This window comes from Maricaulis maris, assembly GCF_003634045.1.
In the GTDB taxonomy this organism is placed as follows: domain Bacteria; phylum Pseudomonadota; class Alphaproteobacteria; order Caulobacterales; family Maricaulaceae; genus Maricaulis; species Maricaulis maris.
The window spans coordinates 213,872-239,738 of the sequence record NZ_RBIM01000006.1; the positions used below are offsets into that span (position 1 = coordinate 213,872).

At 63.6% G+C, this 25,867-nt stretch carries 13 protein-coding genes and 2 tRNA genes; 2 read left to right on the forward strand and 13 right to left on the reverse strand.

The genetic code is table 11. The annotated features are described in order from the left end of the window. Positions 1-3: 3 nt before the first annotated feature. From C7435_RS13585 to murA, 9 genes are all read right to left on the reverse strand, one after another. Positions 4-78 (reverse strand) — tRNA-Phe (locus C7435_RS13585). A 137-nt stretch (positions 79-215) separates the two neighbouring features. After that, positions 216-383: a DNA gyrase inhibitor YacG gene (locus C7435_RS13590; protein ID WP_075189573.1), complete on the reverse strand. Its 168-nt coding sequence runs from the start codon at positions 381-383 to the stop codon at positions 216-218. A 42-nt stretch (positions 384-425) separates the two neighbouring features. Next, positions 426-1,499 (reverse strand): ribonuclease E/G, encoded by a 1,074-nt coding sequence (locus tag C7435_RS13595; RefSeq protein ID WP_121212104.1) that lies wholly within the window; start codon positions 1,497-1,499, stop codon positions 426-428. Continuing rightward, positions 1,496-2,122 (reverse strand): Maf family nucleotide pyrophosphatase, encoded by a 627-nt coding sequence (locus C7435_RS13600; RefSeq protein WP_075189571.1) that lies wholly within the window; start codon positions 2,120-2,122, stop codon positions 1,496-1,498. The genes C7435_RS13595 and C7435_RS13600 overlap by 4 nt, the downstream gene beginning before the upstream one ends. A 23-nt stretch (positions 2,123-2,145) precedes the next feature. Beyond that, positions 2,146-2,364 carry a translation initiation factor IF-1 gene (infA, locus tag C7435_RS13605; RefSeq protein ID WP_011643070.1) on the reverse strand — a complete coding sequence of 73 codons (219 nt, stop codon included), beginning with the start codon at positions 2,362-2,364 and terminating at the stop codon, positions 2,146-2,148. A gap of 120 nt (positions 2,365-2,484) precedes the next feature. Then, positions 2,485-2,919 (reverse strand): arsenate-mycothiol transferase ArsC, encoded by a 435-nt coding sequence (locus C7435_RS13610; protein WP_075189570.1) that lies wholly within the window; start codon positions 2,917-2,919, stop codon positions 2,485-2,487. Next, positions 2,916-3,398 (reverse strand): UPF0262 family protein, encoded by a 483-nt coding sequence (locus C7435_RS13615; RefSeq protein WP_121212105.1) that lies wholly within the window; start codon positions 3,396-3,398, stop codon positions 2,916-2,918. The genes C7435_RS13610 and C7435_RS13615 overlap by 4 nt, the downstream gene beginning before the upstream one ends. Beyond that, entirely contained in the window at positions 3,395-3,856 is a 462-nt protein-coding gene (locus tag C7435_RS13620) for a DUF2948 family protein (protein ID WP_121212106.1), read from the reverse strand. The genes C7435_RS13615 and C7435_RS13620 overlap by 4 nt, the downstream gene beginning before the upstream one ends. Before the next feature lie 18 nt (positions 3,857-3,874). After that, complete coding sequence (gene murA, locus C7435_RS13625; protein WP_121212107.1) at positions 3,875-5,146, reverse strand: UDP-N-acetylglucosamine 1-carboxyvinyltransferase; 1,272 nt, start codon at positions 5,144-5,146, stop codon at positions 3,875-3,877. 401 nt (positions 5,147-5,547) lie between these two features. Between murA and C7435_RS13635 the strand changes: the two genes are divergently transcribed. Further along, positions 5,548-5,622: transfer RNA gene (locus C7435_RS13635), tRNA-Thr, on the forward strand. A gap of 721 nt (positions 5,623-6,343) precedes the next feature. Here C7435_RS13635 and C7435_RS13640 read toward each other — a convergent pair. The 4 genes from C7435_RS13640 to C7435_RS13655 all read right to left on the reverse strand — a co-directional run bounded on the left by C7435_RS13640 (position 6,344) and on the right by C7435_RS13655 (position 24,372). Further along, positions 6,344-16,732, reverse strand: a complete 10,389-nt coding sequence (locus C7435_RS13640; protein ID WP_147422702.1) for an autotransporter outer membrane beta-barrel domain-containing protein — start codon at positions 16,730-16,732, stop codon at positions 6,344-6,346. A 444-nt stretch (positions 16,733-17,176) separates the two neighbouring features. Continuing rightward, complete coding sequence (locus tag C7435_RS13645) at positions 17,177-20,083, reverse strand: TonB-dependent receptor domain-containing protein (protein ID WP_121212110.1); 2,907 nt, start codon at positions 20,081-20,083, stop codon at positions 17,177-17,179. Between the two features lie 300 nt (positions 20,084-20,383). After that, positions 20,384-23,344: a TonB-dependent receptor gene (locus C7435_RS13650; protein ID WP_121212111.1), complete on the reverse strand. Its 2,961-nt coding sequence runs from the start codon at positions 23,342-23,344 to the stop codon at positions 20,384-20,386. 179 nt (positions 23,345-23,523) lie between these two features. Continuing rightward, positions 23,524-24,372, reverse strand: a complete 849-nt coding sequence (locus C7435_RS13655; protein WP_121212112.1) for a LytR/AlgR family response regulator transcription factor — start codon at positions 24,370-24,372, stop codon at positions 23,524-23,526. A 489-nt stretch (positions 24,373-24,861) separates the two neighbouring features. Here C7435_RS13655 and C7435_RS13660 point away from each other — a divergent pair, with 489 nt between their 5' ends. After that, the gene (locus C7435_RS13660) at positions 24,862-25,662 is read left to right on the forward strand and encodes a LytR/AlgR family response regulator transcription factor (RefSeq protein ID WP_121212113.1); all 801 of its coding nucleotides are present in this window, start codon (positions 24,862-24,864) and stop codon (positions 25,660-25,662) included. The last annotated feature ends 205 nt before the right edge of the window (positions 25,663-25,867 follow it).

A 25,867-nucleotide genomic window follows, 5' to 3' on the forward strand; every position in this document is an offset into this window, starting at 1 on the left:
AAATGGTGCCCGGGGGCGGAATTGAACCACCGACACGCGGATTTTCAATCCGCTGCTCTACCCCTGAGCTACCCGGGCACCGTGTCGAAGAACTGCCTCGGCAGCCAATCGAGAGCGCGGTTTATAGGTCGGCCATGAAGGCGTGTCCATGGCTCTTTTCAGCGAAATCACAACCGGTGGCAGTCACCGGCATCGGGCCGCGCCCGCGCGTGTCCCTATTGATCTTCCTTGCTGGCCGGATTGTCTTCGGCGACGTCTGCAGGCTCGCCGGGAATGGCATAGGATCCGCTGACCCATTTGCCCAGATCGACATCGGCACAGCGTTTTGAACAGAAGGGCTTGAAATCAGGGGCGGCGGGCTGGCGGCAAATCGGACATTTCATGATCTTGGCTCCTTCAGGGGGAGGCGGTCGGCGTAGACAGACTCAGGCGCGGGCCACACGGCAGGTTTCGCGATCAAGCTCCGCGCTCTCAGCGAGCTCGAAGCGCGGGCCGATCCGATCAGCGAGCGCGGCGCGCCAGGCAATACTATCGCCGTCCAACCAGGCATACACCTCGGCACCAACGGTCAGGCGCAGCTTGCGCGCCCGGTCGGACCGTGCCTCGCCTTCCAGCCGGCGCAGGGCCGCCAGGGCTGCCGTTTCGACGGTCGGACGACCATCCGTCTCCAGCATGATTTCGGCCAGGGTGCGACCGCGACGCTGGCGGGCAATCTCACCGATGCAGAATTGCGAGAGCGGGGCGACATCGACCTTGGCCCGGTCACGCCGGAAGGCGCCGCGCAGGGTCTGCTCGACGGCCTTGCGGTCCGGCTGGCCGCGCATGTGTACGAAATCAATCGCGATCATGCCGCCAATCCCGCGCATGCGGGCCTGGCGGGCGGCTTCCTTGGCTGCCGAATTGTTGAGCTGGACAGCCAGCTGCGCAGCATTGCCCTGCCCCTTGCGGCCATCGGCATCGACATCAATCGTCGTCATGGCCCGCGTCGCCTCGATATAGAGCGAACCACCGCCGGGAATGGCGACCTGTGGCTCCAGCGCCTCGTCGAAGGCTTCCTCAAGATCGTAATCGGTCTCATCGGCCCAGACCGGCTCGGCATCGCTGAAGGTCCGCACAAGACGCTGGGCCAGGATGTCGGCGGGCTCCAGGCAGTCTGGCGCTTCACCCGGCTCGACCTCGACGAGGCCGAGATTTGGGCCCTTCTCGGCATAGGCCTCGCGGGCAATGCGCACGCCAATGGCCGCGCCTTCGTGCAACCCCTTGGGCCGGCCGGCCTTGCCGAAGGGCAGGAACCCCTCCTCGCCGACACCGAGATCAACAAAGGCGGCATTCAGCGCCGGCTCAACGCGACGGATGCGACCGCGGTAAATCTCGCCTTCCACCGCCCGCTGTCCGGCTTCGGACCAACGGTCCAGGTGCAGCTCGACGATGCGGCCATTCTCGGCCACGGCGGCCCGTGTTTCGCCGATATTTTCCTCGATCAGGATCTGCCGGTTCATGCTGAACCTCCCTCGCCCATCCGCGCGGTGACCGGATAGCCCAGCCCGTTCAGCAGATTGGCGGTCTCATAGAGCGGCAGGCCGACAACGCCGGTGAAGGAGCCGATCAGATTGATCACGAAACACCCGGCCCGGCCCTGGATGGCATAGCCGCCCGCCTTGCCGCGCCATTCACCCGAGGCGATGTAGGCGTCGATCTCGGGCCTGGACAGGCGTTTGAACTTGACGCGTGTCTCGACAACCCGCGCGGCAAAGCGGCCATCCGGCGCGCGGGCAGCGATGCCGGTGAAAACCCGGTGATTGCGGCCGGACAGGAGCTCCAGACAACGACGCGCTTCGGCTTCGTCTTCTGTCTTGGGCAGGATGCGACGACCGACGCCAACCACCGTGTCGGCGGCGAGGATATAGCCATCAGCGCTGCCCGGATGGGCCATGGCCTTTTCCTGCGCCAGGCGCAGCGCCAGAGGCCCGGGCAGCTCGCCGGGGATTTCGTGCTCGTCGATATGGGTGGGTTCGACCGCGTCGGGTGTCAGTCCCGCCCCGCTCAACAGGTCGAAGCGACGGGGCGAGGCACTGGCCAGGATCAGGCGCGGGCGGGGATTTGCCGGGTCGGCAAGCGTCATCGCGTCACCACGCCTGAAAAGAGCTATTTGAAGCGATAGGTGATCCGGCCCTTGGTCAGATCATAGGGCGTCATCTCGACCAGGACCTTGTCGCCGGCGAGCACGCGGATACGGTTCTTGCGCATCTTGCCCGCAGTGTGGGCAATGATTTCGTGTTCATTCTCGAGTTTGACCCGGAAGGTCGCATTCGGAAGCAGTTCCGTGACTTCGCCCGGAAACTCCAACAACTCTTCTTTCGCCATGCGGCTCCTCGTTTCTGACCCTGTGGGGGCATAGAATTTGGGGTGTATGGGCCGACTCGCCGAGCGGCCGGCGCCCCGGAGCGCGCTGTATACTCCCCCTTGCAGGCAAAAGTCGAGTGTTCAGGCGCTTTTTGACGTCGGCTGCCATTGCGCGATCCGGGCCGCAATGGCGTCACGGGTTTCGCGATAGGCTGCGACCTTCATGTCGCGATTGCCGCCGGTCTCGCTGGGATCGGGAATCGGCCAGGCTTGGAACTCGGCCCCGGTGCGCGCGGCATATTCCTTGGCCATGCGGTCGGCAGCTGTCGACAGCGAGACGATGAGATCGGCCGGTGGCTCACCGACGCCATTGAGGGCGATCGGCGAGAAGTCCTCCAGATCGACCTTCTTTTCCAGCATGACCGAGACCATGAAAGGATCGACGAAAGCTGCCGGAATGACACCGCAGGAGCGGGCAATGACATCGCTGCCGAAACGCAAGCGCCACAAGGCCTCGCCCATCGGGGAGCGGATGGCGTTGCGGCCGCAGACGAAAAGCACCGATGGCAGGCTCATGACGTGGCCCGCCGGTGCAAGGCGCAAATCAGGGTGAACAGGCGCCGGGCGGTGTCGAAATCGACATCGATCTTGCCGACCAGGCGCTCGCGCAGCAGCGTCGAGCCCTCATTGTGGACACCGCGCCGGGCCATGTCGATGGCCTCGATCCGCTCGAGCGGCGCGTCGCGCACCGCCTCGTAATAGCTTTCACAGATCAGGAAATAGTCTTTGACGATGCGCCGCAACGGCCCCAGCGCGAACATGAAGCCGCGAACCGGCGTGTCGTCTTCCTGGCGCACATCGAAGACCAGACGGTCATGCTCGATGGCGAGACGCAGGGCAAAAGGGCCATCCACATCGCCATCAGGGCGAAACCGGTTGCCCTCCAGCAGGTCGGCAATGGCAACCCGGCGTTCATGGTCGGCATTGACATCACCCGGCCCCATGCTGGCGCCATCGAGATCGATGCGGACGATCCTGTCTGCTGACTGGGTCATTGTGTGTGCGTTTCTCCGTCCGCGTCGTCATCATCCGCCGGCCTGTGATCGGGGCGACCGGTCGCGCGCCAGGAGCGACTGAGATCGACCAGGACGACATCCAGGCATTCGACATCAAGCCGCAGCTCGCCGCCACCGGAAAATGTGCAGATGACCTGTCCGGACGGCATTTGCCCCGGTTCAAAGCGGATTGAGAGCAGATTGACCACCGCGTCTTCGGCACCTTGCCGGATATTGCGGGATCGGGCGGCCGTCACATGGCCGATCTGAACCCCGCAGCGCACCCGCCGATTGCGCCGCCCGGCCTCCCAGCAAAAGCGGTTGAACGCCATGGTGAAGCTGCGCAGTCGCTGCGAGTGCTCGAAGTCCCCCAACAGCGCCACCGCGTCCTGGAGCGCCGCCGATATCGCGTCCAGATCCTGCCCGTCGAAGGCTGACAATCGCAAGGGAGGCGTCATGGCGTCTTGTCCTGTCGTCTAGGCACTGCCGGGAAGGCGTTCGATCTTGGCACCACAGCCGGACAATTTGGCTTCCAGTCGCTCGAAGCCACGATCCAGATGGTAGACCCGGTTGACCACGGTTTCGCCCTCGGCCGCAAGACCGGCGATGACAAGGCTCACAGAGGCGCGCAAATCGGTCGCCATTACCGGCGCCCCGCGCAGGCGTTCAACGCCGCGCACCACCGCCTCATTGCCGTGCACGGTGATATCGGCGCCAAGGCGCGCCAGCTCGGGCGCGTGCATGAAACGGTTTTCGAAAATCGTCTCGCGGATCACCGATGATCCGGTCGCCATCGACATCAGCGCCATGAATTGCGCCTGGGCATCGGTGGGGAAGCCCGGGAAAGGCTGGGTCTCGATATCGACACTGTTCAGACGGCTGCCATTGCGGGCAATGCGGACACCGCCCTCGACCGCCTCGACGGTCACGCCGGCCTCGTGCATTGACGACCAGAGCGCCTTGTTGTGCGCCAGCACGGCACCGTCCAGCACCGCGTCGCCGCCGGCGGCCGCCACGGCGAGCGCATAGGTCGCGGTCTCGATCCGGTCGGCGACGACCTTGTGGGTAACGCCGGTCAGTCGCGGCTGCCCCTGGATGCGGATGGTCGACGAGCCTGCGCCCTCAATGGTGGCGCCCATGGCGGTCAGGCAATCGGCCAGATCACCGATCTCCGGCTCACGGGCCGCGTTCTCGATCACGGTCTCGCCGCGCGCCAGCGCCGCTGCGAGCATGGCATGCTCGGTGGCGCCGACCGAGGCAAAGGGCAGATCGATCTCAGCCCCCACCAGACCGCCCTTGGGCGCCTTGGCGGAAACATAGCCTTCCGCGATCTCGATCTCGGCGCCGAGCGCCTTGAGCGCCTTGAGGTGGAGATCGACCGGCCGCGCCCCGATCGCGCAGCCGCCTGGCAGCGACACACGGGCATGCCCCTCGCGCGCCAGGAGCGGCCCGAGCACATTGAAGCTCGCCCGCATTTTTCGGACGAGATCATAGGGCGCGAAGGTGTCGGTTATCGTCGCCGCGTGCAGCGACAATTGGGCGTCATCGCGCTCGGACACTTCGACCCCGAGTTTCGCCAGCAAATGCCCCAGGAAACGGCTGTCGGCCAGGCGTGGCATGCGGGTAAGGATGACCGGCTCGTCGGTGAGCAGCGCGGCCGCCATCAGCTTGAGCGCGGAATTCTTGGCGCCGCTGATATCGATACGACCTTCAAGGCGGGCGCCGCCCTGGATGACAATCCGGTCCATGTGAACTCCTTGGATACGCTGATGCGGGACGCCCGAGATGGGGCGTCCTTGGGACGGGCGCCATAGCAGGGCGCGATCCGGGCGGCATTATGACGGGTCGGGGGACTTTTCTGAGGCAGTTTGTGCAGCGTCACTGTCATTTTCCACGCCATCGTCAACGGGTGTGCGTACGGCCGCCTTGCGGCGGCGCAGATTGGCGCGCAGCGCCTCGGCCAGGCGGGCCTCCCGGGAGTTCGGCTCTGGCTGTACGCGCTTTGCGCGCGACGGTGTGACGGGCGGATCAACGGGCTTGTTCATGCAAAAGGTCATGTCGAACGCTGCAGATGACGTCAAGACTCTCTTGGCGCGGCGACAGGCTTGCGTTATATGCCCGGCTCTCGCTCGCCGAAAGGCGACCCGGCGCCGCTATAGCTCAGGGGTAGAGCGTTCCCTTGGTAAGGGAGAGGTCGAGTGTTCAATTCACTCTAGCGGCACCATTTTCAAGTTTTTGATATTGTTGAGTTAAATCGACATTCGCCACGGCGCCATTTCGCGAGTGCGTGCCTGATCGCTTCGCGTCGGACCGAATCGGAAGGTGCTTGATTTCGCTCCTTCCGCCCGCGCATTTCCCCGAAACATTGAATGAATACCGGGCCGCATGTGATCGACAGCGCTGCATGATCTTTTCAGTGCATCACGGCACCTATCCGTCACGACGAGCGGCCGTTTCTACAATTGAGACGGCATCTGAGACGGCATCGCAAATTCGCTGTGGATTTCATGACAAGCGATTGCCCGGCATGGTCCTGTGCATTGCCGATGCGCTCGGGTAGCCGGATTCAAATTGCCGGCGGCCAATCAAGCCGCGATGATCAGGATTTCCGCGGGCAAGCACCACGGGCTAACCCATTCGGACCAACGACCAACCGAACCGCTTCCGCACCACACGATCTCGACATTTTTCGCCAGCTTCCAAGCCGGGCTACATGCCGCGCCGAACTTTCAAGCTTCACATCATGATCGGCAGCCTGGACTGGACCTGAACAGCGCCTGGGTCGTCGACATGACTGTATGGGCATCGCATCGGCGCACTGCCTGCGAGTTCCATCATGTGCATCGCATACCGGAGATTATGCGATTGGGCGGTCCGGCCAAGGCAAAACGGCCGCCCGGACTATCTCCGGCCGGCCGCCTTGTGCTTGCGCTTGGTCGCTCCGTCTAGAAGCGGACGCGGAAGTCGATGCCGGCGCGTTGATGCTCGGTCTCGGCGCCGAACTCGGCGTCATAGCCGATCGACAGGCCGACCCGCTCATTGCCCGCGATCTCGATGTCCGCACCGATCTGGTAAACCAGCTGATCGAGCGAGGTGCCGATCATCGCCGGCTCTGCCAGCGGGTTGGAACCGAGGAAACGCATCGGCAACTCGAGACGGTCCTGTGTGCTCAGGCGCAGGCCACCGGTCAGCGACACAACCCCGACCATGCCCTCCGTTTCCCGGAAGATATGGCCAACCGTCAGCTGCGGATTGATCGCACCGATGAGCTCCTTGTCGGCCCGCACCTCGATGCCCAGACCGTCAAGCCCCTCTTCCGTCAGGCCATCATGGTAGAGCGCGGTCAGCGAGGCCGAGACCTGCGGGCGGGCGAACAGGCTGCCATGACGGAAGCTTTCACCCACATGACCATCGAGACGGGCATGGCCGGTTTCCGGTGAAGACGTGCCGATACCGGTTGTGAAGACTTCCACCGCGCGTTCGGTCTCATGCCATGACCAGCCACCGGAAACGGAGGCGCCGTAATAGGGACCGGTCGCGGGATTGCGCTCGGCGCCAAGCCCGACCACGAAACCACTGCTCTCGGTCCTGGCCCGATGCCCGTCAATGCGGATCGGGTCGGTTTGCGCATAGCTGACGCCCGCGGCGACGGACCAGTCATCACCGACGCGTTGCTCGAATCCGCCGGTAAAGCGCATCGACTCGCTTTCCGTGTGCAGGTTTTCGAAACCTGCATCGCGCGCACTCGCGGTCATTTCCAGTCGCGACCAGGCGCATTGATCATCGCGACGACCGATCGGTGATCCGCAATTGAACAGATCATCGGCAAAATCATTGGCCGAACTGAGCTGCCCATGCATCACGGCGAGATGAGGCTCCGGATTGAGTTCTGCAAAGACTGCCTCGTAGAGATCAAGCTGGTCCGACTGCATATTGCCGAGGAAAGCCAGCAAGCGCCCGATACCGGCAGACCCGCCGACATCCAGGGCCGAATCCATATGCGCACCCAGCGCCCGACCGTTCCGGTTCAAACTCGCCAGACCGAAATCCGTGTCGATCAGCAGATGGATGCCGGCCGCATCAGCGGCAATCGAGAAATCGACCGCCAGCGTGTCACGAATGGACAGCCCGTTGTCGACCGCGCCATCAGCCGTCGCAAACAGCGTGACCGCCTCGCGGTCCTGCAGCCAGGTCAGGGTGACATCACCCGTCCCGGCGACCGTGGCACCACCGGTGACATTCACCCGGTCCGACGCATACGGACCATAGGCAACGTCAAACACCAGATGACCGCTATCCGTCTGCTCGAAATGACCATCCAGTTCGACCGTGTTGATGACCCGCGCGCCATAGAGAAGATTGGTCGTCGGATCGCCAACGGCATCGAAATTCCCGAACGTATCGCCGTTGAGGAGATCGATCGGATAGGTCGAGGCTGACAGTCCCATGATGAAATTGCCGGCATTGCGGAAGGTCGCTGCGCCAACCGGGCTGGGCGCAGCCACGGGCGTCACTGGCTCGCCGGCCAGCTCTGCCCCTGTCATGTCGCGGTCAAGTTCCGCCATGACCTGGACGGTCGGCTTGCCGTCCGCCAGCCCGGCCTGCAGGTCACCCTCCGGGATCGGGCCTGACAGGGCCTCCTGAACCGGGGCTCCCTTTACGCCGACAGATGCATCGCCATTGCCCGCCATGGGCGATAGCGGTGCTGGCGTTGTTTGGGGGTGCGCGACCAGATCAGCCTGAACCGGCCGCTTGGTCGTCGCTTCGGTCACACCCGTCGCGACCGGCTCGGATTGCGACACAGCGCCTGCGGCAGCCGCGTCCACCGACACACTATTGCCCTGACCCAGAACCGTTTGCGGGCTGACCGCATCATCTCTCAGGTCAATTGTGTCGAAGGCGATGAAGGTCGCCCCCGCCTGGTTGTCGAACCGGTTCACGCCCGAACCCAGATCCACATTGCCAACCACCAGGCCGGTATTCTCGATCAGGTCATTGCCGGTTGTGGTGACAATGGCATTGCCGGACACAGCCGACACACTGCCTGACGTGAACAACGTATTATCGGCGCCGCCGTCGAAGAAGACCCCGATCCCGCGATCCGACCCGCCACGAATGTCATTGTCCAGCGTCACGGTGATGGCCGCAGCCGCCAGCGCGCTCATCACGTCGACCGCGTCAGCCCGGCTTTCGGGATCAACGAATTCGGCAAGGCCGGCCGGACCGAAACGGTCGGTGAAGGACGGCATCACCGAACGCGTTTCTGCCGCCTCCGTGGCTGCCGCGACGACATGTACGCCGGCCTGTGCCTCGGCCTGGTCCGGAGCGATCGCAGCAATCGGTTCGGCCGGCGCGAATGTCGTGCCCAGGCTCTGGGCGAAGAAGGCAATCGCATTGCGGCCGGACGAAATGATGGCACCGGTGTGATTGACGATCACCCGGCCCGCTTCGCCTTCACCACCCATGGCGCCGAAGAAACCCAGTCCATTGGCTGAACCAAATGTGCCGCCACCGCCACCGATCGACTGGGCGAAAATGCCGATGGCACCGCCGCCAAGCAGGTTGATCGTGCCGCTGGAATTGATGGTGACATCACCGCCATCACCGCTATTGCCGCCAATCGGATTGCGGGCGACATCAACGCCCGCTTCCTGCACGCCGACCGTAGTATCGCCGGCATTGCCGCCACCGCCACCGATCGACTGGGCGAAAATACCGTAGGCACCAATGCCATGCGTGGTGATATCGCCGGTGTGTGTGACCGTGACATCGCCGCCATCGCCGGCATTGCCACCGATACCACCGAAGGAAATCGCGCCGGCATTCGAGATATAGCCGTCGCCGGCATTGCCGCCGCCGCCGCCGATCGACTGGGCGAGAATGGCGTGGGCATTGTCACCGGTCGTGACGATCGAACCGCTATTGGTCACAACCACATTGCCGCCATCACCGGATGCGCCGCCAAAGCCGCCCATGCCGATGCTGATGTCCGGTTGGAAAGTGCTGCCCAGATCGCCATTGTTTTCGATGACGGCATTCCGGGTATCGCGTGAGCCGTCCATATTGCCGGCGCCGCCATTGCCGCCGCCACCGCCGATAGATTGGGCGAAAATGCCATAGGCTAGGTCGCCGTCTTCACCGTAATTCGGGTCATCATCGGCGCTGAAAAAGCGTGTGCCGGAGGTCTGGATCGAACCGGTATTGATGACGGTGACATCACCGCCATCGCCCGCTGCGCCGCCAAACCCACCGATCGCGATCGTGCCGGTGGCGGTTGCACCGCCCATGCCGACTTCGCCGCCACCGCCACCAACCGATTGTGCGAAAATACCGCGCGCACCATCGCCCCAGGTATTGATCGAACCCGAATTGGTGACCCGCACATCGCCGCCATCACCCGAAGCTCCGCCAAATCCACCCAGCGTGAAACTCAGCGAGTCATTGTCACTGCTGGACAACAGGGCATCCAGTTCCTCGCCATCCAGCGACGTGCCGCCGCCATTGCCGCCGCCGCCGCCGACAGACTGGGCCTTGATGCCGTCCGAACCGGCGCCGAAGGTCGTGATTGCGCCGCTATTGGCAACCGTGACATCGCCACCATTGCCCGCGGCACCACCAAATCCGCCAACCACGGCGACCAGCTCAAGATTCTTGGTGTCATCATTGACGCTGGATGCGTCACGCGTGATTGCAAATCCGGTCGCGCTGCCACCATTGCCGCCGCCGCCGCCGATGGACTGGGCAAAGACACCGTTGGAGCCACGGACCCAGGATATGATCGTGCCCTCATTGTCGACGGACACATCACCGCCATTACCGGCCGCGCCGCCAGACCCGCCGACGGTTATCGCGATCGAGGCCGACTCGCTGGCCCCGGCTGCACCTGTCGCCGACATGCTGGGCCCACCATTGCCGCCGCCGCCGCCGACAGACTGGGCGAAGACGACATGAGCGTCCTTGTTCACGGTGACGAGCGTGCCGCTATTGGTCACAAACACATCGCCGCCATGCCCACCGGTGCCGCCGAAGCCGCCGACCGAGGTTGCCAGGTTGAATGTGTTCGAGCCGATCCCGCCGGCACCCGCACCGCCGCCGCCGGTCGGCGCACAAGGCGTCTCGGATTCAGGCAGGCATTGGTCGCCAATGATCTGGGTTCCGAAGGCGCTGGAGTCGAGGCCGGCAAAACCACCATCCCCGCCGCCACCGCCGACCGACTGGGCGAAGATCGCGTGGGATGCTTCGCCCCAGGCGGTGATCGAACCGGAATTGTTGACGGTGACCGTATTGCCGGTATTGCCCGTGCCGCCGGTCCCGCCGACCGCAAAGCTCAGATTGACCGAGTCCGACCCGCCGGCTGCGAGCGAACCGCTCGAGCCGCCGGTGCCACCACCGCCGCCGACCGACTCCGCATAAATGCCGTGCGCGCGATAGCCGGCGGTCTGGATGATCGAGGATGAGGTGACATCAACCGTGCCGGCCGTGCCGCCCTCGCCGCCAGTGCCACCAATACTGGCCGCGACATTGACCGAGTCCGACGCGCCGAAGGTCGCCGTCAGCGCCATGCCGCCATTGCCGCCGCCACCGCCGACCGACTGGGCAAAGACGCCATGCGCCCGATCACCCTCTGTCATCAGCAATGAGCCGCTGGTATCGACGATCACGTCGCCGGCCGCGCCACCGGTTCCGCCGCTCCCGCCAAGGCCGAAGCTGATCCCCATGGCGCGGTTATTGCCGACCGTGCCGGACATGCTGCCGGTCCAGCCGCCATTGCCACCGCCGCCGCCGACTGACTGGGCCAGGATGGCGCTGGACATGTCGCCCGCCGTGCCGATGGAGGCGGTATTGGTGACATCGACCGTGCCGGCCGTGCCGCCTGTACCGCCGCTGCCACCAAGAGAAACGCCGATCGAGACGGACCGGTCACCGGCCGTGAGGGCGCCGGATACGGCAAAGCCGCCATTGCCGCCGCCGCCACCGACGGATTGCGCCAGGATGCCGACCGAATTGTCGCCGGCGGTCGTGATCTGACCATTATTGGTCACCTGAACCCCTTCGCCCGTGCCGCCGACACCGCCCGAGCCACCCAGCGAGACGCCGAGGCCGGCTGAACTGTTGCCAAATCCGCCGGCAAGCGATGCGGCCCAGCCGCCATTGCCGCCGCCACCACCGACCGACTGCGCCAGGATGCCGTGGCTATTGTCGCCAAAGGAGGCCAGGACGGCCGAGTTCAGCACGTCCGCTGTCGAGGCATTGCCGCCGCTGTCACCGGAGCCGCCGAGCGAAACCGCCACACCGCCGGCGCGGTCGCCCAGGGCCACCGAAGCCGCGAAGCTGGCGCCACCATTGCCGCCACCGCCGCCAATCGACTGCGCATGCACAGCCGAAGACTGGTCGCCCAGCGTCTGGACATTGCCGGACACGGTCACATCGACCGCACCCGCCACACCGCCGCTGCCGCCATCGCCGCCAAGGGCGACATTGATCGCCGCACTGTTTCCGCCGCCGGTCGCGCCGAAGGCACCCGAGAAGCCGCCATTGCCGCCACCGCCGCCGACCGACTGGGCGAAGATGCCGGCAGACTGATCACCTTCGGTGCCGACCTGGCCACGCGAGTCGACCGTGACCGCACCGCCGGTATTGCCACTGCCGCCACTTCCGCCAAGCGAAACACCGATCGCCGCGCTGTTGGAAGACGCCAGGCTGATCCCGCCGGTAATGGACAGGCCGCCATTGCCGCCGCCACCGCCGACCGACTGGGCGAAAATTCCATTGGACTGGTCGCCGAGCGTGTAGATCGTCTCCAGCGTGTTGACGTTGACCGCGCCGCCCGTACCGCCCGAACCGCCATTGCCACCAATGGCAACATTGATACCGGCTGCATTGGAACTGCCTGCGGTTATGGTCCCGGAGATTGCGGCTCCACCATTGCCGCCACCGCCGCCGATGGACTGGGCAAGAATGCCATTGGCATTGTCGCCTTCCGTCGTGATTTGATCAGTGGCATTGACCGTCACCACGCCAGCCGTATTGCCGGTGCCGCCACCGCCGCCCAGGGAGACGCCGACTGCGGCAGCCTGGGTGCCAAAGCTCAAACCGCCGGTAACCGAGAAGCCACCATTGCCGCCACCGCCGCCCAGCGATTGCGCCGAGATGCCATGGGCGCCATCGCCCAGCGTGGCGATTTCCTGTGCGGTGACCGTAACATCACCGGCTGAACCGCCACTGCCGCCCGATCCACCGATGCCGACATTCACGGCACCACCAACCGAGCCGCCGCCGACCAGGCTCGCGGCAATGGCAAATCCTCCATTGCCGCCGCCGCCACCGATTGACTGCGCCAGCACACCGATCGCGCCGTCACCGCCGGTTGCGACATCCTCGACGGTCACATTGACGGTCGAGGCCGCGCCGCCGACCCCGCCGGAGCCACCAAGCGAAACATTGACCGCCCCGCCGACACTCATGCCACCGGCAGCACCCGCAGCGACCGAGAAGCCACCATTGCCACCACCACCACCGATGGATTGCGCCAGTACGCCGTGCGCGTCAGTCCCGCGCGTGATGATGTGATCCGTCTGGGTAACCGTGACCGAGCGGGCATAGGAGCCGGCACCACCGCCACCACCAATCGACACACCCACGCCGACACCGGCCGTGCCGCCGGCTGCGATATTCCCGGTCGCCGACCAGCCGCCATTGCCGCCACCGCCACCGATCGACTGGGCCGCGATCCCGTGGGATCCGGCGCCTGTCGTCTCGACCACCGCCGTCGACGCAACAGTCACATCGTCCGCATGGGCACCGTCACCGGCCGCGCCGCCGAGCGCGACATTCACCGCGCCGCCCGCCGTACCACCCAGGGCCAGTGAGCCCGAGAAGGCAAAGCCGCCATTGCCGCCACCGCCGCCAATCGATTGCGCGAGGATGCCATGGGACACATTGCCGAAGGTGAAGACGGTCCCGTCCGAGGTCACCACGACATCGCCATTGACGACACCGCCGCTTCCACCATCGCCGCCCAGAGAGACACCGATGCCGACACCCGCCGTTCCGCCAACGCTGAGCGAGCCGGTCGCCGACCAGCCACCATTACCGCCGCCGCCGCCGACCGACTGGGCAAACAAGCCGTGTGAATTGTCACCGGAGGTGGCGACCACACCATCGCTGTTGAGCGTGACCTGCCCGGAATAGGATCCGGCTCCGCCATCCCCCCCCAGCGCGACATCGACGCCAACGCCGGCAATACCCCCGGCAGAGAGCGAACCGGAGAAGGAGAATCCGCCATTGCCGCCACCGCCGCCGATGGACTGGGCAACAAGGCCATGCGCATTGCTGCCTGCGGTGATCACATTGCCGGTCGCGTCGATCAGAACCGTGCTGCCAAAGCCGCCAGCGCCGCCGCTGCCGCCCATCGACACACCCAGGCTGACCGCCGCGCCGGTCGAAATGGCGAGGTTGGCCGTACCGGTCCAACCACCATTGCCGCCACCGCCGCCGACTGACTGGGCCAGCACGCCGAAGGAGTTATCACCGCTGGTCTGAATCGTGTCTGCGGTCCGGACCGTGACGGAATCCGAGTCCCCCCCGGCACCACCATCGCCACCCACGGCAACCGATACGGACGCCGACGCGCCAACACCGGCACTGACGGCACCGGCAAAGCTCTGGCCGCCATTGCCGCCGCCGCCGCCGACCGACTGGGCCAGGACAGCATGCGCATTATCACCAAATGTCAGGACCGAGCCGTCGAGGTCCATCTCGACAACACCGCCGCGGCCACCGGCGCCGGCGTTGCCACCAACGGCGACACTGACCGAGCCAAAGGCGCCGATCGAGCCGGCAACCGAATAGCCGCCATTGCCGCCACCACCGCCGACCGACTGGCCGACAATCCCGGTCGAACCGTGTTCGCGGGTTTCGATGAATGCCCCGTCCGCGGTGTTGACCCGGACCGTTCCACCCTCGCCGCCGACCGCGCCATCGCCACCGACAGCGACACTGGCGAAGAGGCCGCCGGAGACAGCACTGCCCCCATTACCGCCACCGCCACCGATCGACTGGGCAATGATGCCGTTGGAGTTCTCGTTGGTTGTGAGGATATTGCCGTTGGCATTGACCGTGACAGTCGAGGCCGAATTGCCGGTACCGCCTTGGCCGCCGACGGACACCATGCCACCCGCGCCGCCGCCATTGCCGCCGCCGCCGCCGATCGACTGCGCGACAATACCGGTCGCGCCATTGCCTTGCGTCTGGATCAGGCCGCTTGTCGTGACGGTGACTGTGTTACCCGTACCGCCGCCGGATCCGTCACCGCCAATGGCGCCGATGCCGCCGCCGGCACCGCCATTGCCGCCACCACCGCCGATGGATTGGGCGAGAATGCCGAATGCCCGGTCGCCCTCGGTCAGGACGCTGCCCATCGTGATATCGACAACACCGCCATCACCGCCAACATCGCCGTCGCCGCCAATCCCGACGATACCGCCGCTGGTGCCACCATTGCCGCCGCCGCCACCGATGGCCTGCGCCAAAACACCGTGTGCGTCCATGCCGGTCGTCGATATGGTCCCGGTCCCGCTGACGGTGACCGTCTCCGCGCTGCCGCCCGCATCACCATCGCCGCCGATGGCCGCCAGACCGACGGTCGAGCTGCCATTGCCGCCGCCGCCGCCAATCGATTGCACCAGGATTCCCAGCGCGCCTTCGCCGGTGGTCGTGATCAACCCGTCATTGTCGACCCGAACCTCGCCAGCCGCGCCGCCGGACCCGCCGGTGCCGCCCAGCGCCACGAGTCCGCCGGTGCCACGCCCGGACCCGCCACCGCCGCCGATCGATTGCGCCATGATGCCGTGACTGCGGTCACCGGTCGTCGTCGTACCGGTGGAGATGGCACCGTCATTGTAAACAGTAACCGTACTGGCATCGCCGCCAGAGCCGGAGCCGGCGCCCAGCGCCGCAATGCCGGCAGACGCGCCGCTACGACCGCCACCGCCGCCGATGGACTGCGCGGTGATGCCGACAGCATCGTCGCCGCGCGTCGTGATCGTGCCGGTCGCCGCGTTGGTGACCACAACGAGACCGCCATTGCCGGCGCCGCCGCCTCCGCCGCCGAAGGCAACCAGTCCACCGGATGCGCCCGCATCGCCGCCCGAGCCGCCAATGCTTTGCGCCACGATCCCGTCGGAATAAGTCCCTGTGGTGATGATCGAGCCGTAATTTGTGACCGTGACGGTGGACCCATTGCCGCCGGTACTGCCGGAATCCGCGTCGCCGACAATGCCGAAACTCGAACCGGCATCGCCCGACGCACCGCCCATTGACTGCGCCAGAATACCGTTCGCGCTGAGACCCGTCGTGCTGATGGCACCGTGATTGACGACCGTGACCGTACCGCCTTCAGCCGCCGGCCCTGACGACCCGCCATCCGACCAGATAAATCCGCTGCCGCCATCGCCACCTGAACCGGCACGGCTGAGCGCAAAAATGCCGTGTCCAGCCTCGCCCGAGGTCGACACATCGACATGGCTGGTGAGTTGGACGACGCCGCCTGCGCCACTCGCGCCGCCTTCATAGCCTTGGAATCCAAAGCCCACGGAATCGCCACCATCGCCACCGTCGCCGCCGATTGAAACCACGCTGATTCCGGGCAGGTTGTCGGTGATCGACTCGATGTCCCCGAAGCCGGACGTCGTCAGCGTGTGGATCACATCCGGCCCCGGACCGCCATCCTCGCCGGGATCGCCATTCTCACCGATCGTGAAGCATTTGATGATGCAAATCCGGGCGCCCCAGGCATTGTCACCGTCGGCGCCGTTCGAACCCGTTTGCCGGTCCGAAAACACATTGATGTTTCCGGCCGGGATTGCCGGATTGACGGTGGTCGCGGGCGAGCCCGGCGATCCGGTCACCCCGGAGGAGGCCGTCGTGATGTCACCGCTGCGGGAGGTGACCGAGGAGAAGGTGAAGCTGTTGCCGTCGCCGTCTTCGGCTGTGTAGGACACAATGGCCGCAAACGGGTCGATATTGATCGAGGTGATCGTATAGGTGGCCGCGCTGCCGGGCGTGTCCGCGGTGGCCGTCGGGTCAACAATCGTCTCGCCGACCGCGGTCGCGACGATGATGACATTGAAGGCATCCGTCATCACCACATTGTCGCCGAGGACGGCCTGGACGGTTTCCGTACCGCCGGTGATAGGATTGGTGACAGTATCGCCGACATCGACTGCCCAGGCCGCCGGGCTGACAATTGCAGCGAGGCTCGCTCCTGCCAGCGCAATGCTCATCGCGTGCGGCGAGGTGCCGAGAAGCAGAGACGAAATACGGCGGGACTGCATCTTCTGGCCCCCATTGGAAGCCTTCGGAAACTTGGACAAGACAATCCCCCCCGGGAACAAGATACTGACGCTATTGCCGGGGTTTACGCAAAAACAATGCCGCCCCGGCCCCGAAAGACCTTAACGGAAGCTTAAGGATTTACCTAGCGCCGTCTCGGGACGTGCATGCCGCAGGCCGGCAAGCGGCAACATCATGTAAAAATGAGAGCCGTCTCGAAAGACCGGGTTGGGTCCTGTTATTGCTGTCAGACAACAGCGAAGTGGTATCACGCCAGCCGGATGTTCGGCGTTTCAGCAGCCAGGTCGCGCCATTCGTCCAGCGCGAGGCGGCCCTCCTTGACCCAGTCGCGGTGGTTGCGCCAACGCCCAACTTCCAAAGATCAGCCGGCCCGCGTGGTATCGCGGACCGGCTGACATCAGCTCAGGATTGCCCGAAGGGCTAGATCAAAAGCGTTTGGTGACCCGGATAAAGCCGGTCCGGCCACGCAGGTCGTACTGGGTACCGGACAGGGCCGTATTGCCCCGGCGCTGGATCGGGTCGGACACGGTTGGCGGATGTTCGTCAAACAGGTTCGAAATCCCGCCCTGGATGGTCAGATCCTCGTTTTCCCAGCGCACGGATGCGTCGTGGTAGACGACACCTTCGACATTGAGGTCCCGGAATGCGTTCTCGAAGCCCTGATAGTTGAAGGTGCGATCACGCCGCGCCGGGTCAGTGGTGCCGTCGACATAATCCACAAACCAGCTCCAGGTCCAAGCGTCCCGGGTAAGCGAAGCGCGCAGATTGGCAACAAATTGCGGATCACCGATCACGCCATTGAAATCATTGTTGGCATAACCGGACGCAATGTTCGGGTCGAACAGGTAGACAATGTCGTCCAGCGTCCAGGTTGTCTGCAGATCGACAATGAGAGCGCCGAAATCGTGTTCGTTCGCATAGCGCATCGTGAGATCCACGCCTGACGTATATTGCGAGTTCACATTGATATAGCTGTCACGCACCTCCGTGATGGCAAACGGATCCAGCTGGGCAGAGCCCGGATTGCGATCGAACAGGTCACAGAAGGCATTGGGATAATTGGCCGCGCCGTAGCAACCGCCAATGATTGCAGATGCTCCCAATTGAGACACCTGGTCGAGAACCTCCAGTTCGAAATAGTCCACCGCGATCGAGATCGGCAACGATTGCGGGGTGTAGACCAATCCGATCGTGCGCGCTTCCGACGTTTCCGATTCCAGAACGCCTTGGCCGCCACCGGTATAGATGGTGGCACCGGACGCGGCCCCCGAATAGTCATCGGGAATACCTTCGGCGGCGCAATTGCGACGCACATCGTCATTATTGCTCAAGCCCCAGTCGATACAGGGATCGATCGAGAGCTGCGCCAGGAAGGCCGACTGGTTGCCCAGGAAGAGTTCATATAGTGCCGGCGCGCGGTACGAGGTCCCTTCCGTGGCACGCAGTCGGACACTCGGCGTGATCTGCCAGTTCACGCCGGCCTTCCAGACTGAATCAGACCCGGCCGACTCATAGTCGAAGACGCGACCGGACAGGTTCAGAGAGAGACTTTCGGCGAACATCTGGTCGGCGAGCAGCGGAAATTCGATCTCCCCGAAAAACTCCGACACATTGTCCTCACCACGGGTGATCTGGGCAGAGGTCGAGTTCCACAATTCGCCTGTGCGCGAGGCTTCCGATGGCGTGTCATCGATGGAGAAGCCGCGACGCTCGGCGCCAATGGCGGCACTCACCGGACCGGCCGGCAAATCAAACAGGTCGCCGGCGATCGTGGCATTCACGACCGTCTGCTCATAAATCGTCAGACCGGTCGCCATGACGGTAAGCTGATCATAGAGATCAGCGCCGTAATTGCCTGACAGGAATTCGAACGAGAGCGGGTCATAGTCCGGCGCATCGTCGGTAAAACGGACATCACCGGATTCCGAAGCCCTGATACCGTTATTGGTGTATTCCCCTTCCGAACGGGAATATTGGGCCGATACTGTCCAGCCCCAGCCCGCCAACGGCCCGAATCCAGTCCCCAACTCGCCGCTGAGCGTAGAATTTATGGAGGCGTAACGCACGTCCGCCGCGTAGTTGGACGGCCACATGGTCACCGGCAAGGCTAGAATGAGATCCTGATCATAGCCGGGGTCATTGGCATAGCCATAGGTACCGAAGAGCGATTGGGCCGTGGCCCCACCGATCAGCGGGAAGAATTGGCGCCAGCCCTCCGAAAAAGTCTCCCGGCGCGTGAGGAGAGCATCAGCACGCCATTCGATACCGCCAAGCGCGTCGAACTCGAAGTTCGCCGAGGCGAACACGCTGCTGCGTTCCTGCCGGTTGATCGCGTCCGACGACAAGTAGCGCGCATCATTCTGCACGTCCTCGTAGAACGCTTGGCCGTGCGTGTCATACCGGCCAACCACCCGCAGGCGATAGCCGGGCAGTTCCGGCGTACCGACGCCGTCCGGATCGGGAATGTAGCGGCCACCATTGACCTGATCGAACACGGTGTTGAAATAGATATTCTCGCACCCGCCCAGAGCCGTTCCGGCAAGGATGGAACGGTCCTCTCGGTCGATCCGATTGCCCCCCGGCGCGTCATAGATCATCGGTTGCTGACAGGCGAGATAATCCCGGTCACCCAGGGACAGGTCTTCGCGCAGTTGGTACTGGACGGCTAGGACGATATGGCCATTGGCAAAGTCCAGCCCATAGAGTCCCGAAATATCATATGTCTCGCCGCCGCCCTCGAACGGGGCATTGACCGAGACGGTCAGTTCGGGCCGCTCGACACGGTCGAGCGTCAGCACATTGACCACACCGGCCACAGCGTCCGAACCATAGACCGAGGACGCACCATCCTTGAGAATGTCAAACCGGTTTATGACGACGGGCGGAAGCACGTTCAGGTCAAACGCGCCCACTTCGCCACGCACGCCGGCCGGCCCGAGACGCTGCCCGTTGACCAGGACCAGGGAGCGCTGGGCGCCAAGCCCGCGCAACGAGATCGTATTCACCCCGGTCCCGCCGGAGACGACATAGCCGCCGAACTGGTTGTTGTACTGGGCCGAACCCGAAGCGACGCTGGCGCCCTGCAGCATTTCCGCCGCGTCCACCAGCCCCTCCAGCGTCGCCTCCTCGGCAGTAACGATCTGCACGGGCGAAGCTGATGTGAACTCGTTGCGGCGCAATCGCGACCCGGTAACGACAATGACCTCGTCATCCTCGGCTGCCGTTGTGTCGTCGGCTGCGTCCTGCGCCAATCCCGGCGCCGACGACAATCCGACAACTCCCGCCAGGATGCTGGTCAGGAGCAGATGTTTCTTTCTTGTATGGTGCGACATGGTTTCCCCTCGAAATACACCGGGACCGGCAAGCGGCCCCTTCCCTCTCGGGCACGACAGCCGTTCCGGCCATTCGTCCCGTTCGCCCGAGACAACGGGCGCAAGCCCGCTATGAGACAGGAGACGAACGGGCACTAAAGAGGCGGCTGCCCCAATGACGGGATGGCGTTGCGAATGACAGTGTTGGCGACAAGCAACGGCGCTGGGCACACAGCCGCTGCGAACAAAAAAGAAGCGGCGGGCAAAGCCCGCCGCTTCCCAGCCCCCAGGGCAGCCACCCCGGTCAGCAGGCCCCGGGACTCAGAAGTCCCAGGACAGCCCGAAGCGGATCGAACGCGGCGCCTGGTAGCGCAGAGCGGCACCGTAATTCGGATCCGGCACATTAAGCGCGGTTTCGCCAATTTCGCGGATATCAGTGACCCCGGAACTGTCGAAGACATTGAAGATATCCATGCGGAACACGGGGTCGCCGCCCAACGGCAAATGCTGCGGTCGATAGATGAAAGCCAGATCTACATTGTAGATCCAGTCGCTCTCCAACTGACTGCCCCGCGGTGTTGCCGCGCTATTGCAGAAGAAGGATTCAGCTTCATAGGCCTGCGCGAAAGCGTCGGTCGGGTGAAATCCTATACAGCCGAAATGACGCGGTGAATTCGCCTGCATTGCGGCACCGATCGAAAACAGCTCATTGACCTCATAACTGCCCCACAGCTTCATCTTGTGGGCCCGATGGTTTGGCAACAAGCCGTCGGAATTATCGGTCAGACCAGGCTGGTCAAACGAGGTTGTGATGCCGGCATCGTCCTGACCGTTGTCGGATTTCACCGTACCTTCGTAATTGCCCTCGCTGCGGGACAACGTCCAGGAACCATGCAGATCCCAGCCACCGTCGAACTCGCGGTCAAAGGTCAGGGTCAAGGCTTCATAGGTCCGCGTCGGCGTCGGATATCCCAGCGCCGCGGCATCGAGATCGACGGTCTGATCAAGCTCGGGCAGATAGACCCGCATGTCCTCGCCCGGATTGGTCAGCACGTATTGGTGAAAGCCGGTCCAGATGTCTTCGCACGGAGTCCCACCAACCGTGAGGCCGTTATCGTGGCAATAGGCGATCACCGCAGCATCGATCGCCACGTCCTCCAACGTCACACCGAGGTCGCGATAGGTGTAGTTCAAACCGAAATCCCAGAGGTCATTCATCATCCAGCGCGCGCCGAGAATGAATTCGTCGACATACATCGGATCCAAATACTGGTCCGTGACTGCCCGGGTGTCGGGCACCGTCCCGTCTCCGAACACCTCCTCCAGGAATGGTGCTCCGTCCAGCTGAGGGACGTCTTCAGCATCCAGGCCAGTGAACTGATACCAGTCCTGGGTAAACAGCTCCGCGCCCGCCATGCGAATATTGGTGTTGGTCGCCACCGGCAGGAAATAGCGGCCATAGAAGCCATAGAATTCCAGCGTTCCGTCGCCGAAATAGTCGAAGGATGCGCCTAGGCGCGGTGCCAGCTGGTTCTCGATCCGGGTGAAGGTATCACCCCCGGCATTGCGATTGTCGAACGTCTCGTTGCGCAGACCGAGATTGAGATTGAGCCGGTCGGTGACCTGCCAGGAGTCCTGGATATAAAAGGCCGTCTGCACGGTCTCGAACTCGCCACCGCGGTTGAGATGACGAACCCGCACACACTCGCGACCGGCCTGTCCACCCTGGGCCTCGCACGAGGCCGGATCGTAGAGCCGATAATACACGCCGCCGGAATAGTATGAGACGTCCTCGGCGGTCAGCGTCTCCTGGTCGACACCGACCCGGATATTATGCTCGCCGAAAAAGCTGGCATAAATGTCGGCATCCGCACGGATGAGGTCACGGGTATCGCCCCCCTGGGACGGCACGATCTCGCCCCAGTTGCCCAGCTGGATCACAGTGCCGCTGGTATCGCGGGCATCCAGGATGGCCGGATTTCCATCGGTGCTGCCTGCAATGGTCTGGTTGAAGGTTTGGCGCCCTGCCGTGACCGACACGGTCAGCCAGTCAGCCAATGCACCGGAGTAGCGCAGGATGTTGACGTCACCACCTTCCTCGAAATTGGTCTGTGCGACCGCCGTCCGACCGGTGATTTCACTGCCATCGGCGCTGAATGTGACGTCATTGGCCTCGCGAACAGTCGTTCGGTCGTCGGAAAAGCTCGTCCAGGCCAGTGTGTGACCGTCAAACAGGTTCGCATCAATGCGGAAACCGAAGAAGGGATCGTCGCTCCGGTCAACTTCTTCGCGTCCTGCCTCGGTGATATTGATCGCCTCAATGAGACGCGGCGAATAGAGACCGTAGAAAAACACGCGATCCTCAATCAGCGGACCAGACACCCAGAGATCACTTTCCAAGGTCATGCGCTGATCGAAACGATTGGCGTAGCGGAAGTTCGACGGCGAATCTTCGCGCAATTCGTCGGGCGAGTAGAAGATGTTGAAGCCGTAGTGCCATTCATTGGTGCCCGAACGCGTAACGGCATTGACCACACCGCCGGTCGAACGGCCGAATTCGGCCTGGTAGCCGCCTGACTTCACCTCCAGCTGGTCGTAGAGCTGGAATGGCACGGCCGATGCACCGAGGAAATTGCGGAAATCGGTGATATTCATGCCGTCAATATAGAAGGCATTCTCGCCCGGCGAGGCGCCGGAAATCGAGGCAAAACCAGTACTGATGCCATCCTCGAAATCGGTATCGCCAATAATGGTACCTGGCGCCAGCAAGGTCAGCGACGTCACGTCGCGGCCGATCGGGACCTGTTCAAAGACCGCTTGAACATCCAGATCGAGTCCGGTTTCGGATGCCTGGAAGACATCGGCCTGAATCGCTTGCCCCGTGACCGTGATAACGTCCGCACTCGAGCCCGCCGGCAGCACCATCCGGTAGTCCGACGATGTCCCCACAGAGACATTGACCTGCTCGTCGGAGATCGTCTGATATCCGGTGCGCGAAACCCGGAGTGTATAGCTTCCAACCTCCAAGCGGCCCACAAAGAAACGACCGTCGGCACCGGATGTCACCGTCCGGGTCGCCCCGCGCGCGCTCGAAACAATTGTCACGTTCGCCCCCGCCACCGGCCGGCCGGCATCGTCGACAATCGTACCGCCGACACTGCCTGTCGTATATGACTGCGCGACGGCCGCAGGGCCGGTGGCAACCGCGATGCCAACCGCGGCCGTCAAGGCCAGACCGATCGCGGTCGTCGTGTTGAGAAGTGTCGTCTTGATCTGTGTCATATTGTCCCCCGGGGCCGGTCAGGCCGGCCCTCTCACTTGCTGATCGAACGCCGCCTCGTCCGCGAACGGACAAATAACGACGCAGCGATCAAACCAATGCGGGTGAACACGCCTCAACGAGTATGCGCCAAACCGGAGATGGCAGGCCCGAACGGCCGGCCCCGGCACCCAGTCACGGCTCAGGCAGACGAGACGAGCCGGGGTCCTGCGAGCGCTTGGGCGAGAATGGCGCTGCCCGTGGCGCTGACAGGCAACACCGAGCCGCTCTTGAGTCGAACGGCGGAAATACGGTCGCCCCGTTGCTCGGCGGACACCACTTCGGACGGGCGCACGAAATGGGAGCGATGGATCTGTATGAAACCGTGCCCTTCAAGCACTTGCGCCATTTCAATCATGGTGGCGCGGTGCAGGACTTCGCGTCCGGACCGATCGATCAGGGACACATAATTGCCTTGGGCGGAGACGACGACAATGTCGGCCAGCGTAACATAGTCGGTTCGGCCGGAGGACTTCACAGCGAGCCGGCCGGGCGAACTGCCGTCTGCGGCCCGCTGCTCGCCACGACCGACAATCGCCCGTAGCTGCGCGCCAGCCAAATATGCCATCACCGTAAAGCTGGGCAGGAGCAGCCAGTACAATGACGGCGTCGAACCGACAAGGATCTGGGGTGGGACGCCGGTATAGGGGGCAAGTACAAGGACCGTCCAGAAATAGTCGGCAATAGCGAAGACCGCGACCAGCCCGATCGATTCGATAATCCGCCGCACGACATGCCGTGCACGCAGGGCATGGTCGAGCCCCAGCAAGGCGCCCGAAACAATCGCCGGCAACACGATCGCCGAGAAGACCGATTGATGACGAACGCCCAACGCGAAGCTGGGCGGCGCCCCGGCCGCAACAGCCTCCCCATACTGGATCGCGACGAACGCAAGCACATGGAGGCCCCAAAACACGCTGGCCCCCGCCAGAATACGCATCATCCAGCGGCGCGGTATGCGGGTGGCAGGGTGGAAATACTCGGGCACCATCAGCCTGTCTGATCCTTGTTTCAATTCCCCAATTTGTCACGCAGCCTGCCCGGGACGGGATGACGACGTTTAAGCCGGCAGCTTACATTTTCGTCACCACGCGGCGGCGCCGACTGGGCCCCGCCCAGTACCAGCCCATCCATCCCGACGACCGCAAAAAGTCGCCAAACGCGGCTATTCGCAACCGAACGCGACGATCGGCAACAGGCGGGGCTGTTGGCCACCCCAATGCAATGGCCGCCTCACCAACCGCCGCCGCACACCCTTCGCACCCGGCCAGGGTGACCCAATTGCGGCTTATTGTTGCCTTGGGTTCAACCCGAACGGCCCGATCCGGAAAACGCCGTAACCGGGATTATCCCTGCAGCCCGTGTGACGAAACCGAGCGGCTGGGGTCCCGCCCCTTTGTTCCGCCCCCCCAATAGGCAGGAAACCCCACACACCCTAAAGGATTATCCACGCAATTTCAGTTAGTTGCAAGGAGTCCTGATGATGAGGTACCTGATACTGGATCAACGGGAAAAAGCGCGATCCGGACTGGAACGCCAACTCGCCCGCTACCCCAATATTGAATGCCTTGGAAGTCATGCCGCACCCGGTAATGGGGATGTCTGGCATGGCACGAGACCCGACATTGTGTTTCTGGGCAGCGACCTGCCCGGACTTGAGACCCTCCTGTGCCGGAACGGCAATGCGGGCCATCACACGCCGGTCGTGGTCATGCTGGGCGACCTGCCGGTCCATGCGCTCACCGCGATCGAACTCCAGGTTACCGACTTCCTGTTGCGGCCGGTCGACACCATCCGCTTGGAGGAATGCCTCAGACGAGTCCGTCTCGAATTGCAGCGTCAGCGTGATCTTGCGCAGGTGGACAGCCTCAGCGAGACACTTGCTGAAATCCGGAATGGCGAAGCGTCCGCGAATATCGGGCAAGTCTATCGCGATTTCTGGATTCGCAGCCTGCATGAAACCGTGCGGGTTCCACAATCATCGATCATCTGGATCGAAGCGGCGCGTGGCTACTCCTATTTCAACCTCGAACAGCGACAGCTCCTGCACCGCATATCGCTGCTGGAACTTGAAAGCCGCCTCGACCCCGCACATTTCCTTCGCGTGCACCGCTCGGCCATCGTGAACGTCCACTATATCGTCCGTACCCAGGCCAATCGTCATGGCACCTATCAACTCAGCCTGGCCAACGGCGAGCAGGTTCGCATCGGCCGGAAATACCGAAACAAGCTGGCCGACTACATGGCCGGACGACAAGGCGAAAGCCTGGTCGCCGCGTAGACGGAGGCTGGCGGATGCCGGCGGGCGGACCAGCTGTCCGACACCGGCAGATCGGCTGGATTTGTCAGAATGCTCGGCGTTAAGGCTGCGGGTTGCCGCCATTCGGCGCCGGGCAAAAGGCGATCCGTGCGTTTCGCCGGATACCCAAAGCAATATCCGCCCGTCCATCTTCCAGTGCGTGTCGCGCCCGCCGCGCCGCCAGCGC

Excerpts from the sequence above, each read along its gene's own strand:
- C7435_RS13590 (WP_075189573.1), bottom strand. The coding sequence starts at position 383 with ATGAAATGTCCGATTTGCCGCCAGCCCGCCGCCCCTGATTTCAAGCCC.
- C7435_RS13595 (WP_121212104.1), bottom strand. The coding sequence starts at position 1,499 with ATGAACCGGCAGATCCTGATCGAGGAAAATATCGGCGAAACACGGGCC.
- C7435_RS13600 (WP_075189571.1), bottom strand. The coding sequence starts at position 2,122 with ATGACGCTTGCCGACCCGGCAAATCCCCGCCCGCGCCTGATCCTGGCC.
- infA (WP_011643070.1), bottom strand. The coding sequence starts at position 2,364 with ATGGCGAAAGAAGAGTTGTTGGAGTTTCCGGGCGAAGTCACGGAACTG.
- C7435_RS13610 (WP_075189570.1), bottom strand. The coding sequence starts at position 2,919 with ATGAGCCTGCCATCGGTGCTTTTCGTCTGCGGCCGCAACGCCATCCGC.
- C7435_RS13615 (WP_121212105.1), bottom strand. The coding sequence starts at position 3,398 with ATGACCCAGTCAGCAGACAGGATCGTCCGCATCGATCTCGATGGCGCC.
- C7435_RS13620 (WP_121212106.1), bottom strand. The coding sequence starts at position 3,856 with ATGACGCCTCCCTTGCGATTGTCAGCCTTCGACGGGCAGGATCTGGAC.
- murA (WP_121212107.1), bottom strand. The coding sequence starts at position 5,146 with ATGGACCGGATTGTCATCCAGGGCGGCGCCCGCCTTGAAGGTCGTATC.
- C7435_RS13640 (WP_147422702.1), bottom strand. The coding sequence starts at position 16,732 with ATGCAGTCCCGCCGTATTTCGTCTCTGCTTCTCGGCACCTCGCCGCAC.
- C7435_RS13645 (WP_121212110.1), bottom strand. The coding sequence starts at position 20,083 with ATGTCGCACCATACAAGAAAGAAACATCTGCTCCTGACCAGCATCCTG.
- C7435_RS13650 (WP_121212111.1), bottom strand. The coding sequence starts at position 23,344 with ATGACACAGATCAAGACGACACTTCTCAACACGACGACCGCGATCGGT.
- C7435_RS13655 (WP_121212112.1), bottom strand. The coding sequence starts at position 24,372 with ATGGTGCCCGAGTATTTCCACCCTGCCACCCGCATACCGCGCCGCTGG.
- C7435_RS13660 (WP_121212113.1), top strand. The coding sequence starts at position 24,862 with ATGATGAGGTACCTGATACTGGATCAACGGGAAAAAGCGCGATCCGGA.